The organism is Shewanella basaltis, assembly GCF_023283885.1.
GTDB classification, from domain to species: domain Bacteria; phylum Pseudomonadota; class Gammaproteobacteria; order Enterobacterales; family Shewanellaceae; genus Shewanella; species Shewanella basaltis.
Genome location: NZ_JAKILA010000021.1, coordinates 40,391 through 55,198, shown reverse-complemented (window position 1 = coordinate 55,198; position 14,808 = coordinate 40,391). Strand labels below are relative to the sequence as shown.

Here is a 14,808-nt window from a genome sequence, read left to right as displayed (position 1 = left end):
AGGGGTAATTATCTAATTAAGCGATTGATTTATTTTAACAAATCACGTGAAATTGCAGACATAAAAAAACGACCTACAATTGCATTGCAGGTCGTCATTATACAGATTAAACACTTAATAGATAAGTGTTTAATGGCAAGCGATTATCCTAAAGACTGGACAGTTTTTACTACATTATCAACAGTGAAACCGAAATGTTTAAGTAAATCACCACCAGGAGCAGACTCACCAAAGGTTGTCATACCCACAACGCCGCCTTCAAAACCAACATACTTATACCAAAAATCAGTATGAGCCGCTTCTATCGCCACGCGTTTAGTGACCGCTTTTGGTAATACAGACTCTTTATAAGCTGCATCTTGCTTGTCAAATTCAGTAGTCGATGGCATTGAAACCACACGCACTTTTTGACCAAGCTTAGTGAGCTCTGCTGCTGAGTCCATCGCTAATTGCACTTCACTGCCTGTTGCAATCAAAATCACGTCAGCAGTACCTTCACAATCAGATAACACATAACCACCTTTGGCAACGTTAGCTAATTGCTCAGCAGTACGTGCTTGGGCTTTTAAACCTTGGCGGCTAAAGATTAACGATGTTGGAGCATCGCGACGCTCGATTGCCGCCTTCCACGATACCGCTGTTTCGGCCGCATCACATGGACGCCACACCGCCATTTTTGGCGTTAAACGTAAGTTTGCAAGTTGCTCAACTGGTTGGTGAGTTGGGCCATCTTCACCTTGACCGATAGAGTCATGGGTATAAACAAAAATGTTTTGGATACCCATTAATGCTGACATACGTACCGCATTACGTGCGTATTCCATGAACATCATGAAGGTCGCGCCATAGTTAATAAAACCACCATGTAATGATGCGCCGTTCATAATGCCGCTCATGCCAAATTCACGAACACCGTAATAAATGTAGTTACCTGCAGGATCATCTTGAATCCCTTTTGAACCTGACCACAGCGTTAAGTTAGAACCCGCTAAGTCAGCACTGCCGCCTAATAACTCTGGTAACATTGCACCAAAGAAACCGATAGCATTTTGAGATGCCTTACGGCTGGCAATACCTTCAGCCTTGTCTTGGCATTCTTGAATATATGCTTGTGCTTTAGCTTCAAAGTCAGCGGGTAAGTCACCTTTTAATACGCGACGCTCATATTCTGCAGCAAGTTCAGGAAACGCGGCTTGATAAGCGGAAAACTTGTCATTCCATAATGACTCATTAGCGGCGCCTTTTTGTTTAGCGTCCCAGCCTGCATAAACGTCAGACGGAATATCAAATGGCGCATGTGGCCAGTTTAAAAATTCGCGTGCTGCAGCAATTTCAGCATCACCTAATGGTGCGCCATGACAATCATGGCTACCAGATTTGTTTGGAGAACCAAAACCAATAATGGTTTTGCAGCAAATCATTGAAGGCTTGTCAGTTACTGACTTAGCTTCTTCGATTGCAGCACGGATTGCATCAGGATTATGACCATCAACACCCGCAATCACATGCCAGCCGTATGATTCAAAACGCTTAGGGGTATCGTCTGTAAACCAACCTTCAACATGACCATCGATAGAAATACCGTTGTCGTCCCAAAATGCCACTAACTTACCTAGGCCTAAGGTACCCGCTAATGAACAGGCTTCATGAGAAATACCTTCCATTAAACAACCGTCACCTAAGAAACAGTATGTGTAGTGGTCAACAATATCAAAGCCTGGGCGGTTAAACTGTGCCGCTAAGGTTTTTTCAGCAATCGCCATACCAACAGCGTTACTGATACCAGCACCTAAAGGACCTGTCGTGGTTTCAACACCTGGTGTGTAACCGTATTCTGGGTGGCCTGGTGTTTTAGAATGTAATTGGCGGAATTGCTTTAGCTCTTCGATTGGTAATTCATAACCAGATAAATGCAGTAAAGAGTAGATAAGCATTGAACCATGACCATTTGACAAAATAAAACGGTCGCGGTCGACCCAATTAGGATTGGTCGGGTTATGCTTTAGAAAATCATTCCATAGCACTTCAGCGATATCAGCCATCCCCATTGGGGCTCCTGGGTGACCAGAATTAGCTTTTTGAACTGCATCCATACTTAAGGCGCGAATGGCATTAGCGAGTACTTTACGAGAAGACATGCTCTCTCCTGCTTGTTTGTGAGATCTAACGGCAATTGTGGATTGGCATTTTCCCCTACTAGACGATGGGACGCAAATTAAAATTTTCTAGGTTGATGGCAAAACCATTAAATAAACGCGATTTCGTACCATAATCATCGCGAATCTTCGCATACACATTCGCTATATAGTCATAGTGACCACGCCAAATAAAATGCCCAGTACGGACTTATTGACAGCCGCATATAAAAATCAGCCAAACCACAGTGTGATGATGCTAATTAAGCTAATAAAAGCAACTTTATCTATAGTTTCTATTTTTTGCGCAACACATCACAGCCAAAGAGAACATAAAACAAACTACTACAAATCAATATGTTACAGAATAACTTGCTCGTTTTCGCCTATTGTAAACAAAAAATAGTATGCCGTTATGCACAATTATTAAGTTAAATTCGTATTGGGGGGTGTTATCAATTTAGATTTCGACTAAAATAGACGTCTAGACGTATATTCAAATGCAACCAACGAGATTTTCCTATTATGGCAAAGCACTTGTTTACCTCTGAGTCAGTCTCAGAAGGTCATCCAGATAAAATCGCCGATCAGATTTCTGATGCGGTGCTAGACGCAATCCTTGAGCAAGATCCAAAAGCTCGTGTTGCGTGCGAAACATATGTAAAAACAGGCATGGTGTTAGTCGGCGGCGAAGTCACCACCTCAGCCTGGGTCGATATTGAAGAGATTACCCGTAAAACTGTACGCGAAATTGGCTACACCCATTCAGATATGGGTTTTGATGCTGACTCATGTGCCGTTTTAAATGCAATTGGCAAACAATCTCCAGACATTAATCAAGGTGTTGACCGAAGCGATCCTGCTGAACAAGGCGCTGGCGATCAGGGATTAATGTTCGGTTATGCCAGCAATGAAACCGACGTATTAATGCCAGCGCCAATCACTTATGCTCACAAATTAGTGAAGCGTCAGTCTGAAGTGCGTAAAGACGGTACCTTGCCTTGGTTACGTCCTGATGCAAAAAGCCAGGTTACCTTTGCTTACGACGAAGGCAAAATCGTTGGTATTGATGCCATTGTATTGTCTACCCAACACCGTGACGACGTCACTCAATCTGACTTGATTGAAGCGGTAATGGAAACCATCATCAAGCCAGTATTACCTGCGCAGTGGTTAAATAAAGACACCAAATACTTTATTAACCCTACCGGCCGTTTTGTTATTGGTGGTCCTGTTGGCGATTGCGGCTTAACGGGTCGTAAGATCATTGTTGACACATACGGCGGTATGGCACGTCACGGCGGTGGTGCTTTCTCTGGTAAAGACCCATCAAAAGTAGACCGCAGCGCAGCTTATGCCGCACGTTATGTTGCTAAAAACATTGTTGCAGCAGGTCTTGCTGATCGCTGTGAGCTTCAAGTGTCTTATGCTATTGGTGTTGCAGAGCCAACTTCTATCAGCATCGAAACTTTCGGTACTGGCAAAGTGTCTGAAGAAGTGTTAATTAAGTTAGTGCGTCAACACTTTGAACTACGCCCATACGGCTTAACTGCAATGTTAGATTTAGCTCGCCCTATCTACCAGCAAACCGCAGCTTATGGTCACTTTGGTCGTGATATCTTCCCTTGGGAAGCCACAGACAAAGCTGAAGCCTTACGCGCAGACGCCGGTTTATAATTAACTGAGCAGTCTAGCCCATACAAAAACCGCCGCAGGGCGGTTTTTTGCTAATGTGATCCCAATGAACATGCGCTTTTAAGGCTTAGGGTAAAACGATGTTTACGACTTGCTGGGTAACCACGCCCATGACAGCTCAACATAAAAATGACAAACCATCCCCTGAGCAAATACAGCAGTGGTCGGCGCTAAAATTGTTTTATCGTCAACATATGAGTTATGCAAGAATATCCCTCAAAGAATCAATTGCTGTGATGTATGAAAATAACGCTTCAATAACCCATGCAAACATGCAAAGCGTGCTCAAACCACAAAACAAGCTAACGTCGACAGTATCAGGTGTGCCCTCTGTGACAGCGGTAAAGATTGTCGCTGCGGTAAGGATCAAACATGTTGGCCAATATCAACTGATAAGTGGTTTATTAGTGGCACCAGATAACCGTCACAAAGGACTGGCCACCAAATTACTTCACTTTATCGCTCCGACCCTAGTAATACAAAAATGTTTTTTGTTTACTCACAGTAATTTGCAGCGCTTATATCAACAACAGCAATTTAACACTGTGCCAGTTCAAGATATCACTAAACTACCGGCCGATATTGTGCAATTGTACCGCCGCTATCATCATGAGGCGCGCCCGCTTGTGATTATGCAATTGCTGCAAAAACCATAAAACTAAGTTAACAATGATCAAAATGTGCGCTCTCAACACACATAAACTCAACTTGCTGCATTGACATTACAGGGACAGAAATAGACTTAATCGATGCCTTCTCGATGCGTTCTATGTCTGTCAATAAGGAAATAGAGGCACTGTAGGAGTGAGTTAACCCGCAAAATAACCATACATGATCCCAACAAACGAAATAGCCAGTGGTCATTTCGTCGTGACAGGCCAACGATTGCATTTTTGCCTCTACACATTGATAAGACTCACCAGCATCAAACAGTACAGCAACGACTAACTTCATGTTGTCAAAAGCGGATAACCTCAGCGACAAATAAGGTCCAAAAAGGCCATCAAAACGCGTAGTCATGTGTAAGCTCCCTAGGGCCTGTTATTGATGTGTATCACTTACCAGCAAGTGATAGTTACGCTGCTCAAAACTAAAATGTTCTATAAGGTGCATGCCTGCTTTATTGTAGTGGGCAGCCAATGAACGTAAATTGTCTGCTGCAATATAGGTCACCATAAAAGGATATCGATGTTTTAAAGCCAGTTTAAGTTCATTAACCATGGCTTCAAATATTCCCTGGCCGCGATAAGAGCGGTTAATCCATATCGGCCCATATTGGCAAGTATTTGTTGTTGTTAACGCTTGCCCTTCACAATCAGCAAATTTAATACGCTGGATAATATAGCGATACAAAGGTTGCGAGGCAAAAAAAGCCCATTTAGCAGCAACAACATAACCAATAATATTACCTTGTTGTTCGGCAACCACTATCCAATGCTGATTAATCAGCTGCTTAACTTCATTTACTGTTAATGAATGAGCATGTAAAACACCCTGTTTTGTGGTGAGTTCATCATTAACATGTGCACGCTCTAACTGCACAATAGCGTTAACATCAGCCAATATTGCTTTGCGGATAATTACAGACAATGATTATTCCTTTAGATTATCTGAAGAAGGCTGCTTACGAGCCCATTCTATAACCAGTGCAACGGGTAATGGCGACATAATCAACGTACCGATACCAATCAGTAATGCAATCACCAACATGCCACTGACCTGCTGCCCAAGTGTGGTATTAAGGTATAAATACACCCCCACCGCCAACATAATGAGGCCTATTAGATGTAACATTTTGAGTATTTTTAACATAGTCGTACCCATCAAAAAATTATATAAAATCAAAAATGCCCTACTGTCCATCTTAATGTAAAGAACAAATAGTATAAGGGTTAATTATTCGCTTTCTGGGCCAAGTGAGCACAATACCTACAAGTCAGCATCACAATTGTATGAAACATGCGTATATTGTGGGCAAAGTGTCATTATAACATTCCACTCTTAATTTGAATTTTTATTCAAAAAATATGATTCGTTCTTGACTTATAACGCAGATATATTCAAAATGTGCAGGTTTTTTGAATAACAACTATAAGATGAAATATCACTATGCCAGCGACAAGAAATCAGGATGAGCTCGTCAAAACTTTTAAAGCGATTCTGAAAGAAGAGCGCTTTGGAAGCCAAAGTGAGATTGTTAATGCGCTTCAAACCGAAGGATTCGGCAATATTAACCAATCAAAAGTCTCCCGCATGCTTAGCAAATTTGGGGCTGTTCGCACCCGCAATGCTAAACAAGAGATGGTGTACTGCCTACCAGCAGAGTTAGGGGTCCCTACCGCTGGAAGTCCGTTAAAAAATCTTGTACTCGATGTTGACCACAACCAAGCAATGATTGTGGTTAGAACAAGTCCAGGTGCTGCCCAGCTTATTGCCCGTTTACTCGATTCAATCGGTAAACCTGAGGGGATTTTAGGTACTATTGCAGGAGATGATACTATTTTTATCTGCCCTGCCAGCATCAAAACCATTGATGACACATTAGAGACAGTTAAATCATTATTTAACTATAGCGAATAAAAAAGCAATTAGACTGAATAAAAAAGCAATGCCATGGCATTGCTTTTTTATTGTATGATTGAGCACTATGCATCATCAAATTGGGTTAAAAAATCGAGCGACGGTACAAAAAATGACGAGCCCGTTAACGCTTTAGTAAACAGCATTAAATGGTCATGATTGCCATGTGCGTCACCATGTACCATGCTGCGCAGCATTTTCTCAAAATGCTCAGGAGTGCTGCACGCAGAAATAAACACTAACCCTTGCTCTTTTACCGAACCATACGGCATGCTTTGGCGTAAAATCTCAAGTGAATTACCTTGATCATCTTTTAAATTAACTCGCTTAGTGTGGCTTGTAAGCGGTTTATCTTCAGACTCATACTCGATATCGTCAACCTTGGTACGGCCATAAATATCTTCTTGTTTTTTAAGAGGTAAACGGTGCCATTTACTTAAATTGTGCTTGTACTTTTGCACATGCACATAACTGCCCGAGGTAAACTCAGGATCTTCACTACCCACTAAGGCCACCTGTTGGCGATGACGTCCTTTAGGGTTTTCTGTTCCGTCGACAAAACCGGTTAAATCACGGTTGTCCATAAATCGAAAACCGCGTTCTTCATCCACGAGCTCAACCAAGTCCTCAAACATTTGGTTAATTTCATTGGCCACTAAATGCAAAATATCATAACGGTCACAACGAATATGCACAAAAATATCATACTCCATTGCGGGTGCATCACGATTACCTTCATTCATCGCTGGAAACGGTTTTAAAAGTGCCGGACGAGAGTCTGGATAAAAAGTATCCCAAAAGTTAGCACCTATGCCCACAAACCCATTAAACGCACTATCTGCATACTGGTCGGTGAGTTCGTAAATGTATTGCGCCACATTGGCAATTGATGGGCGCAATTGTGCTTCAACGCCATCAATGGCATTAAACATCAAGTACACACTGTGTAGGTTCCCTTCTGCGCAAATTCCTAACTGTTCACGAGGCATAACTTGGCTACCCATATAAACTCATCCACCTTAATACTGTTTGTCGGCCCAAATGTTTATAACTTAACAAATTGATGATATTAGATTTAATACCATTAAGCCAAATCACTTTAGTCTAAATATGCGCAAATTACTTGAAGAACACTCACATTTAAATCAATAACTGCCTCTTAAGTGCCATTCTACGAGTAAAAAACCACGAAGCTTAAGCATACGCATCGGTTAATCAATAAAAATCACCAATGGGTGCTCGGTGACACTAAGCTTGACGCGTTGTCCTGGCTCAAACGTCATCAAAGGACTGCTCACCTCTAAATCGACACCGTTTTGATTAACCCTATAATGACATACTGTGCCTAAAAAACGTCTATCGATAATCTGGGCTTGCCCCTGTGTATCTGCTTGCAAAGCAATCTGTTGTGGTCTTAGTAATAGCTGACCATTTGCCCCCACAGCATGTGCTAACGGGGTGGTGCTGCTTAACCTCCCCAATGGGCTTTCAAGCTGCCGTTCTGTGATGACGGTTACAGGCAAATAGTTAGTCGTACCAAGAAAATCTGCAACATAGCGGCTGTTAGGATTAGCATATAGGGTTTCTGCCGTGCCATGTTGTACGATTTGTCCACGCTCAAATAAAGCGAGTTTATCGGCAAATACGAACGCTTCGTCTTTACTGTGTGTCACAAAAACAGCACTGACATTACGTTGCTTTAAAATAGCACGAATTTCTAACATCATTTCATGGCGTACTTGCGCATCAATGTTAGAAAAAGGCTCATCAAGTAACATCAGTTCTGGTTGATACGCAAGGGCGCGAGCAATCGAAACACGTTGCTGTTGCCCGCCAGAAAGCTCATGTGGATATCGCTCAGACAAGCCAACAAGTTTAACTAATTCAAGCATTTCAGAGAGCCTGGCCTGGCGTTCAGCGCGTTCAAGCCCTTTAACACCAAACAAAATATTTTCAGCAACGGTTAAATGCGGAAACAGTGCATAATCTTGAAAAATCATTCCAACACCACGCTGCTCACTGGTAATAAATACCCCATCACCACTGAGCACCTGACCATTAATCTTGATACTCCCCTGGCTGATGCTCTGCAAACCAGCAATGGCTTTGAGTAATGTGGTTTTACCACAACCGCTTGGACCTAACAATGCTACAATTTCGCCTTGCTCTAAGGTTAAATCTAACTGCTGCAAAATGACATGACCTTGATAGTCACTGCTGACATTACAAATAGATAAGGTAGACATATTTAGTGTGACTGCTCCAAAGAACGATTCAAATAAATCAAAGGGATTAACCCTACAATAACAATCACAATGGCCGCTAATGCGCCATGCTCCAGCTTTTCATCTGAGACAAATTGAAACACATATGTCGCCAAGTTTTCAAAGCCGATTGGGCGCAATAACAGTGCTGCGGGTAATTCTTTCATACTTTCAATAAAAACCAGCAATGCACCAGCAAACATGCCCTTGTGCAATAAAGGTAAATGCACGCGTTTTAATAACTGCATCGGTGATTGACCTAAGGTAACACTTGCCATATCAAGCGAGGGCGAGAGCCGCTTATAGCTGTTTTCTAAACTGCCTATCGCAATGGCCACAAAACGCACACAAAATGCAAACACGAGCGTAAATATACTGCCCGTAAATAATAACCCAGGCCCTTGAGTGCCGAACCATTGCATCAAATCATTAACCGCAAAATCGATATAAGTAAGCGGAACCAGCACACCAATAGCCAATACGGTTCCTGGCAATGCATAGCCAGTACAGCTAAGCCGAGAAGCAAGATGATCACTAGGATATGGGCTCACCCGCCTTAAAAACATTAACACAACAGCCAACAGCACACACACCACACTCACTATCGCAGCAATATATAAGCTATTTAAACTGTATTGCCAAAAACGAGCATCCCAACTCTCACCAAAATAATCAAAGGCATAACCACACAATATTGCAAAAGGTAATACAAATGAGAACGTTAATAAGCTAAAACAATACCCCCAGGCAGCCCAAGCTTTAACTGGGGTTAAGTTATATCTATCTGATTCAGCTAATCTTGCTTGTTTTTGAAAGAGTTGTTGCTTACGCCTAGCAAAACGCTCCACTCCTACCATACTAAAAACCACGAGTAACATAATGGCAGACAATTTAGCTGCAGCCGTTAAACTTCCATATCCAAGCCAGGTATCGTAAACAGCAGTTGTTAACGTGGGTACGGCAAAATAACTTACCGTGGCAAAGTCGGCTGCGGTTTCCATGGCAACTAAGGCAACACCAACGGCTAACGCTGGGCGCGCCATGGGCAAAGATAAGCGCCAAAAACTTCGCCAAGGTCCGCATCCCATCACTTTAGAGGCATGCAATAAATTTGACGATTGCTCCATAAATGCAGTGCGAGCTAACAAATAAATATACGGGAACAACACCAGCGACAACACAATTGCGGCTCCTCCCATACTGCGAATGGCAGGAAAATAATAATCATAGGGGGTTTGCCACTCAAACCAAGCTCTCAATGCGCGTTGCACAGGGCCAGCATAATCGAGCATGTCGGTATAAACATACGCCACAATGTAAGCAGGCATCGCTAAAGGTAATAATAACAACCATTGAAAATAACGTCTTGCAGGAAACTCACAACGTGCAATAAACCACGCCGCAGGTAAAGCGATAAGTAATGCACCACCGCCAACCAGTAACATGAGTAACAAGCTATTAACTATATAAGTAGGTAATACGGTATCAAACAGATGGGCAAATACCGCTTCGTCTGGCAGTGCTGCCTGTACGATCAATGCCAATAGCGGTAGTAATAATATTGCTGTAATCACATAACCAGTAAGCGACCAGCCTCTGGTTAACCCTAAAATCATAAAGCCTACCGAATTAATTACGGCACATTATTACATTTAATAATGTGCCGATACGTGATTGCCTGTAATGAATTACAGATCAAATTTAACTTCATCAAGTAACTTAACTGCGGCTTGATGATGCTCAGCCAGTTTATAAATAGGCAATGAGTCTGCTTTAAAATCACCCCAAGAAGCCACCAACTTAGACGGTGCAACATCCGCTTTAACCGGATATTCCATGTTCACTTCAGCGTACATACCTTGAGCGACATTAGATGTTAAAAACTCCATTAACTTCACAGCATTGTCTTTTTGAGGTGCATATTTTGCCAATGCCATACCTGATACGTTGATGTGTGCACCACGGTTTTGCTGATTAGGGAAATTAATGTATACAGCCTCAGCCCAGCTCTTTTGGTTTTTGTCCATCATCATGTTACCAAAATAGTAGCTGTTACCAATAGCAACATCACACAAGCCTTCTTTAACGGCTAACACTTGATCACGATCATTACCCTGCGGTTTGCGAGCTAAGTTTGCCTTGACACCTTCAAGCCATGTTTTGGTTTTAGCTTCACCATCATGGGCAATCATCGAGGCAACAAGAGCCACATTATAAGGGTGCTTACCACTACGAGTGCAAATTTTACCTTTGAATTTATCAGAGGCTAAATCTTGATAATTAATGTCAATCTTACCAGTGCGCTCTTTTGAAGAGTACACATTGCGTACGCGCATCGTTAATGCAAACCAATCATTTTGTGGTGAGCGATATTGCGCAGGAATATTTTCTTCAATAACCGGGCTGCTCACAGTGCTAACGAGATCTTTTTCAACTAACTCGATTAAACGCGAAAAGTCAGAGGTTAACACCACGTCTGCAGGAGATAATCGCCCCTCACGGGCAATTCGCTCAGCCAAACCGTCTTTTGCAAAAACCACATTAACATCAACACCGGTTTGCTCAGTAAACTTTTCTAAAATTGGCTCAATTAAAAATGCTTGGCGATAAGAATAAACAGTCAATGGTTCTGCGGCAGTGACTGAAAAAGCCATACCGGCTAACCCGAACAATACAGCGTTATTGAGCAATTTCATTATGACTCTCCTGTGATAAAGCTTAATTAAGCCCTTTAAAATATAAGTGATAATAATTATCAATTGCATACATAATAAATAAACGCCACATATTGAGCAAGACCTGTTTGATTTTTTTGTCGGTTAAGTTAACACCTTGTAAAAACGCAGATATTCATTTGAGGTGATGAATTAACAAACTACCAATACTTTTCTACGGTAATTTGACCTGGTGCCCGGCGTAAGTTTTTTGTTAAACCTTTATCTATTAGCGCATTTTGAGCATCACTAATCATTCCAGGGTTTCCACAAATCATCACTTGTGAGTCATCTGCACTAATCACTAACCCTGCTTTTTGCTCAATCAAACCACTGCTCAAGCCATCTGGGATCCGGCAAGATAAAGCATTAGGGAAAGCTTCACGAGTCACGACTGGAATAAAGATAAATTGGTGCGGATGCTTTTGTTGCAGTTGCTCAATGGTATCAAGGTAAGCGAGGTCTTCTGCTAACCTAACCCCATAGACCAGCACTACTTTTTCAAAACGCTCCCAAGGCTCTTTAGTGGACAACATTGAAATAAATGGCCCAACGGCCGTCCCGGTCGACAAAAACCACATATGTTTTCCCTGTAATGCACCACGGGGGATTTCATCTAATGTCATAAATCCTGTGGCTTTAGGAGTAATTTCTATTGTATCGCCAGGGTTTAGGCTTTGCAGATCGGGGGATAACTGACCATCTTCAACAGCAACAGCAAGCACCTCAACATAATCGCTTCCCGGTGGATTAACCAGAGAATACGCTCGGGCGACACGCTTATCGTTGCGCATTTGACTGAGTTTAATAAATTGTCCTGCGATAAAAGGGGCAATATCGGCTTTAATGCGCAGTGAAAATAATTTGTCATTCCAGTCTATGCGTTTAATTACGGTACCGTTAATCCACATGGCAATTATCCTTAAGATTGGTATCAATAATAATACCAATCTATACAGATATTGGTCTAATGAACAGCCTAAGTTTTTGTTATTGAGGCAAGTACAATGATAAACGCATAAACGTTTACCCTTCTGATGCTTTTGTTTTAGCCGTATTGGTGTCGAGCTTATCTTGAGCAAACTGAGCTAATTTTTGCTGTATCAATTCATAGGTTTGATCAACGCCCGCCGCGATATCACCTTCTAAGACTTTTAATCCAGACAAAATATCACTGGCCTCTTTAAAGCCTTGGTCAATGGCATCGCCAATTTTAAGCATAAAGCTGCTGACTTGCTCATCAAAATCCATAGATTGATTTTGCTGCTGATGAGTTGAAAAAAAATTGGTGGCAAAACTCACAATACGATCTGCTGTTGCTTCTGGTGAGTAATCAATGCCTTCATCTGCATTTTTTTGCACAACCTTTTCACCTAAGGTTGGTGCAAGCTCTTCGTTAATCGCCTCGATTGCGGCTCGATAAAGTAATGCCATAGACTGATCACCGGCGGCAATACTCACTTCTTCTTGCGCAGCCAAAATGCTGTTATTCATCATCTGGCGACTTAACTGACTATTGGTCATTTTAGGTTCTGCCACAGCACTTTTTGTTGCTTGATGTGCCGATTTTGATGTGTCATTTAAGGTTGTAGTATCGCGTTGTGCACTTATATTTGTGCTATTGGTTGACTTGATATCCATACTGAAAACTCACTGACAATGACCGATAGCTTAATTATCGACCAAAAATATGATTTCTGAAGCAATTAAATCGATATTCCATTTTTATCACATAAGTTTGTATCGTCTGCAAATTCATACCAACAATTAAGCTTGCTCAAATACAATTCTGCTAATATGTTAATAAAAATATACTCTCCCAAAGGACTTAGCATGGCACAACAACATTGGTTTATGTGGGGAATTGACATCTTTTCAGCACTATTTTTAGTGTTATTTTGGCTGTTACTTATTGCTGTCGTTTATATGTATATTGCTGATAAATTACAAACTAAACAGGCAATCAGGCATAACTACCCCGTAGTGGGCCGCTTTCGGTATTTATTCGAAAAACAAGGCGAGTTTTTTAGACAGTATTTCTTCTCACATGATCGTGAAGAACTGCCATTCAATCGCGCTGAGCGCAGTTGGGTTTATCGCGCAGCCAAAAATGTTGATCGCACCATCGCCTTTGGCTCAACCCAAGCCCTAGACAAACCCGGTACGGTCATGTTTATGAATTCAGCCTTTCCCATAAGCGATCATGACCAACATAAAACCGTCACTGTAACTGTTGGGCCAGATTGCCAACATCCATATAGCACAGACAAAATCTGCCATATTTCTGCAATGAGTTTTGGCGCCTTATCCCGCCCCGCCGTGACAGCATTGTCTCACGGTGCTGCTATTGCTGGCTGCTGGTTAAACACTGGTGAAGGAGGGTTAAGTCCGTACCATTTGAAAGGCCATTGTGATTTAGTCTTTCAAATCGGTACCGCAAAATACGGGGTACGCAATGAACAAGGGCATTTAGACCCACAAAAATTAACCGACATCGCAGCCCACCCTGAAGTAAAAATGTTTGAAATTAAAATAAGCCAAGGCGCAAAACCTGGTAAAGGTGGTATTTTACCTGCCATAAAAGTGACCGAAGAAATTGCCGCCATTAGAGGGATACCTGTTGGGCAAGATTCTATTAGTCCAAATGGCCATGTTGAATTCAACTGCGTAGCCGATATTGTCGACATGATAAATCTGGTACGTGATACCACAGGCAAACCAACTGGGATCAAAGCGGTGTTAGGTGACCTTTCGTGGGTGAATGATTTATGTGACGAAATTGAACGTCGCGGTCTCCAGTCAGCACCAGACTTTTTTACTTTAGACAGCTCAGATGGTGGTACAGGGGCTGCACCTCAAGCACTGATGGATAATGTGGGATTACCATTAAAACAAAGTTTGCCCCTATTAGTCGATTTGTTAAATGAACGCGGTTTAAAACAACGGATCAAAATTATTGCTACCGGTAAATTAGTGATGCCATCTTATGTCGCATGGGCGTTAGCTACGGGAGCTGACTTTATTGCATCAGCAAGAGGCAATATGTTTGCTTTAGGCTGCATTCAATCACTACAGTGCAATAAAGACACCTGCCCAACGGGTATCACTACCCATAATACTCGTTTACAACAAGGACTAGACCCAAAAGACAAATCAGCACGTGTCGCAAATTATAATCATTTTCTTCATTATGATTTAACCATGATAGCTCACTCTTGTGGTGTCACAGACCCAAGGTATCTTACTCGTCACCATGCTCGAATAGTCCAAAATACGGGGGTTGCAGTGACCCTAGACAAATACTATCGACACATGCAATAACACAAGGCGAATTTAGACTCACCTCAACTGTGGTTAAGAGATGAATAAATAACGTTGATTCTACCAATAACCCCATACGATACATTCAAACTTGTTATT

General features: G+C 41.9%; 14 protein-coding genes. 4 read left to right on the top strand and 10 right to left on the bottom strand.

Going from position 1 to position 14,808, the window contains the following annotated elements; all coding sequences use genetic code 11:
• Nucleotides 1-143: 143 nt before the first annotated feature.
• Nucleotides 144-2,138, bottom strand: coding sequence for a transketolase (gene tkt, locus L2703_RS14760; RefSeq protein WP_248971843.1), 1,995 nt, complete (start codon nucleotides 2,136-2,138; stop codon nucleotides 144-146).
• Nucleotides 2,139-2,660: 522 nt separating this feature from the next.
• On the opposite strand from tkt, the gene metK reads away from it, so the two are divergent.
• Nucleotides 2,661-3,812: a methionine adenosyltransferase gene (gene metK, locus L2703_RS14755; protein ID WP_248971842.1), complete on the top strand. Its 1,152-nt coding sequence runs from the start codon at nucleotides 2,661-2,663 to the stop codon at nucleotides 3,810-3,812.
• Nucleotides 3,813-3,940: 128 nt separating this feature from the next.
• The gene (locus L2703_RS14750; protein WP_248971841.1) at nucleotides 3,941-4,486 is read left to right on the top strand and encodes a GNAT family N-acetyltransferase; all 546 of its coding nucleotides are present in this window, start codon (nucleotides 3,941-3,943) and stop codon (nucleotides 4,484-4,486) included.
• Between the two features lie 7 nt (nucleotides 4,487-4,493).
• Here the strand turns inward: L2703_RS14750 and L2703_RS14745 are convergent, their stop codons facing one another.
• Genes L2703_RS14745 through L2703_RS14735 form a run of 3 tightly spaced genes read right to left on the bottom strand, consistent with a single transcriptional unit; the run spans nucleotide 4,494 to nucleotide 5,642 of the window.
• Nucleotides 4,494-4,850 carry a hypothetical protein gene (locus L2703_RS14745; protein WP_248971840.1) on the bottom strand — a complete coding sequence of 119 codons (357 nt, stop codon included), beginning with the start codon at nucleotides 4,848-4,850 and terminating at the stop codon, nucleotides 4,494-4,496.
• Nucleotides 4,851-4,871: 21 nt separating this feature from the next.
• Nucleotides 4,872-5,420 (bottom strand): GNAT family N-acetyltransferase, encoded by a 549-nt coding sequence (locus L2703_RS14740; protein ID WP_248971839.1) that lies wholly within the window; start codon nucleotides 5,418-5,420, stop codon nucleotides 4,872-4,874.
• A gap of 3 nt (nucleotides 5,421-5,423) precedes the next feature.
• Complete coding sequence (locus tag L2703_RS14735; protein ID WP_248971838.1) at nucleotides 5,424-5,642, bottom strand: hypothetical protein; 219 nt, start codon at nucleotides 5,640-5,642, stop codon at nucleotides 5,424-5,426.
• Between the two features lie 297 nt (nucleotides 5,643-5,939).
• On the opposite strand from L2703_RS14735, the gene argR reads away from it, so the two are divergent.
• Entirely contained in the window at nucleotides 5,940-6,410 is a 471-nt protein-coding gene (gene argR, locus L2703_RS14730; RefSeq protein ID WP_248971837.1) for a transcriptional regulator ArgR, read from the top strand.
• A gap of 65 nt (nucleotides 6,411-6,475) precedes the next feature.
• Here argR and L2703_RS14725 read toward each other — a convergent pair whose 3' ends face one another.
• From L2703_RS14725 to L2703_RS14700, 6 genes are all read right to left on the bottom strand, one after another.
• Nucleotides 6,476-7,414, bottom strand: a complete 939-nt coding sequence (locus L2703_RS14725; RefSeq protein ID WP_248971836.1) for a Dyp-type peroxidase — start codon at nucleotides 7,412-7,414, stop codon at nucleotides 6,476-6,478.
• Between the two features lie 207 nt (nucleotides 7,415-7,621).
• Nucleotides 7,622-8,656: an ABC transporter ATP-binding protein gene (locus L2703_RS14720; protein ID WP_248971835.1), complete on the bottom strand. Its 1,035-nt coding sequence runs from the start codon at nucleotides 8,654-8,656 to the stop codon at nucleotides 7,622-7,624.
• Between the two features lie 2 nt (nucleotides 8,657-8,658).
• The gene (locus L2703_RS14715) at nucleotides 8,659-10,290 is read right to left on the bottom strand and encodes an ABC transporter permease (RefSeq protein WP_248971834.1); all 1,632 of its coding nucleotides are present in this window, start codon (nucleotides 10,288-10,290) and stop codon (nucleotides 8,659-8,661) included.
• Nucleotides 10,291-10,362: 72 nt separating this feature from the next.
• Nucleotides 10,363-11,370 carry an extracellular solute-binding protein gene (locus L2703_RS14710; protein WP_248971833.1) on the bottom strand — a complete coding sequence of 336 codons (1,008 nt, stop codon included), beginning with the start codon at nucleotides 11,368-11,370 and terminating at the stop codon, nucleotides 10,363-10,365.
• A gap of 179 nt (nucleotides 11,371-11,549) precedes the next feature.
• A complete protein-coding gene (locus L2703_RS14705; protein WP_248971832.1) occupies nucleotides 11,550-12,299 on the bottom strand; it encodes a ferredoxin--NADP reductase in 750 nt (249 codons plus the stop codon).
• 115 nt (nucleotides 12,300-12,414) lie between these two features.
• Entirely contained in the window at nucleotides 12,415-13,029 is a 615-nt protein-coding gene (locus L2703_RS14700; protein WP_248971831.1) for a DUF5610 domain-containing protein, read from the bottom strand.
• A gap of 192 nt (nucleotides 13,030-13,221) precedes the next feature.
• On the opposite strand from L2703_RS14700, the gene L2703_RS14695 reads away from it, so the two are divergent.
• Nucleotides 13,222-14,709: an FMN-binding glutamate synthase family protein gene (locus tag L2703_RS14695; RefSeq protein WP_248971830.1), complete on the top strand. Its 1,488-nt coding sequence runs from the start codon at nucleotides 13,222-13,224 to the stop codon at nucleotides 14,707-14,709.
• Nucleotides 14,710-14,808: the final 99 nt, after the last annotated feature.

Coding starts and splice junctions, on each gene's coding strand:
- tkt (WP_248971843.1), bottom strand. CDS start 2,138: ATGTCTTCTCGTAAAGTACTCGCTAATGCCATTCGCGCCTTAAGTATG.
- metK (WP_248971842.1), top strand. CDS start 2,661: ATGGCAAAGCACTTGTTTACCTCTGAGTCAGTCTCAGAAGGTCATCCA.
- L2703_RS14750 (WP_248971841.1), top strand. CDS start 3,941: ATGACAGCTCAACATAAAAATGACAAACCATCCCCTGAGCAAATACAG.
- L2703_RS14745 (WP_248971840.1), bottom strand. CDS start 4,850: ATGACTACGCGTTTTGATGGCCTTTTTGGACCTTATTTGTCGCTGAGG.
- L2703_RS14735 (WP_248971838.1), bottom strand. CDS start 5,642: ATGTTAAAAATACTCAAAATGTTACATCTAATAGGCCTCATTATGTTG.
- argR (WP_248971837.1), top strand. CDS start 5,940: ATGCCAGCGACAAGAAATCAGGATGAGCTCGTCAAAACTTTTAAAGCG.
- L2703_RS14725 (WP_248971836.1), bottom strand. CDS start 7,414: ATGGGTAGCCAAGTTATGCCTCGTGAACAGTTAGGAATTTGCGCAGAA.
- L2703_RS14720 (WP_248971835.1), bottom strand. CDS start 8,656: ATGTCTACCTTATCTATTTGTAATGTCAGCAGTGACTATCAAGGTCAT.
- L2703_RS14715 (WP_248971834.1), bottom strand. CDS start 10,290: ATGATTTTAGGGTTAACCAGAGGCTGGTCGCTTACTGGTTATGTGATT.
- L2703_RS14710 (WP_248971833.1), bottom strand. CDS start 11,370: ATGAAATTGCTCAATAACGCTGTATTGTTCGGGTTAGCCGGTATGGCT.
- L2703_RS14705 (WP_248971832.1), bottom strand. CDS start 12,299: ATGTGGATTAACGGTACCGTAATTAAACGCATAGACTGGAATGACAAA.
- L2703_RS14700 (WP_248971831.1), bottom strand. CDS start 13,029: ATGGATATCAAGTCAACCAATAGCACAAATATAAGTGCACAACGCGAT.
- L2703_RS14695 (WP_248971830.1), top strand. CDS start 13,222: ATGGCACAACAACATTGGTTTATGTGGGGAATTGACATCTTTTCAGCA.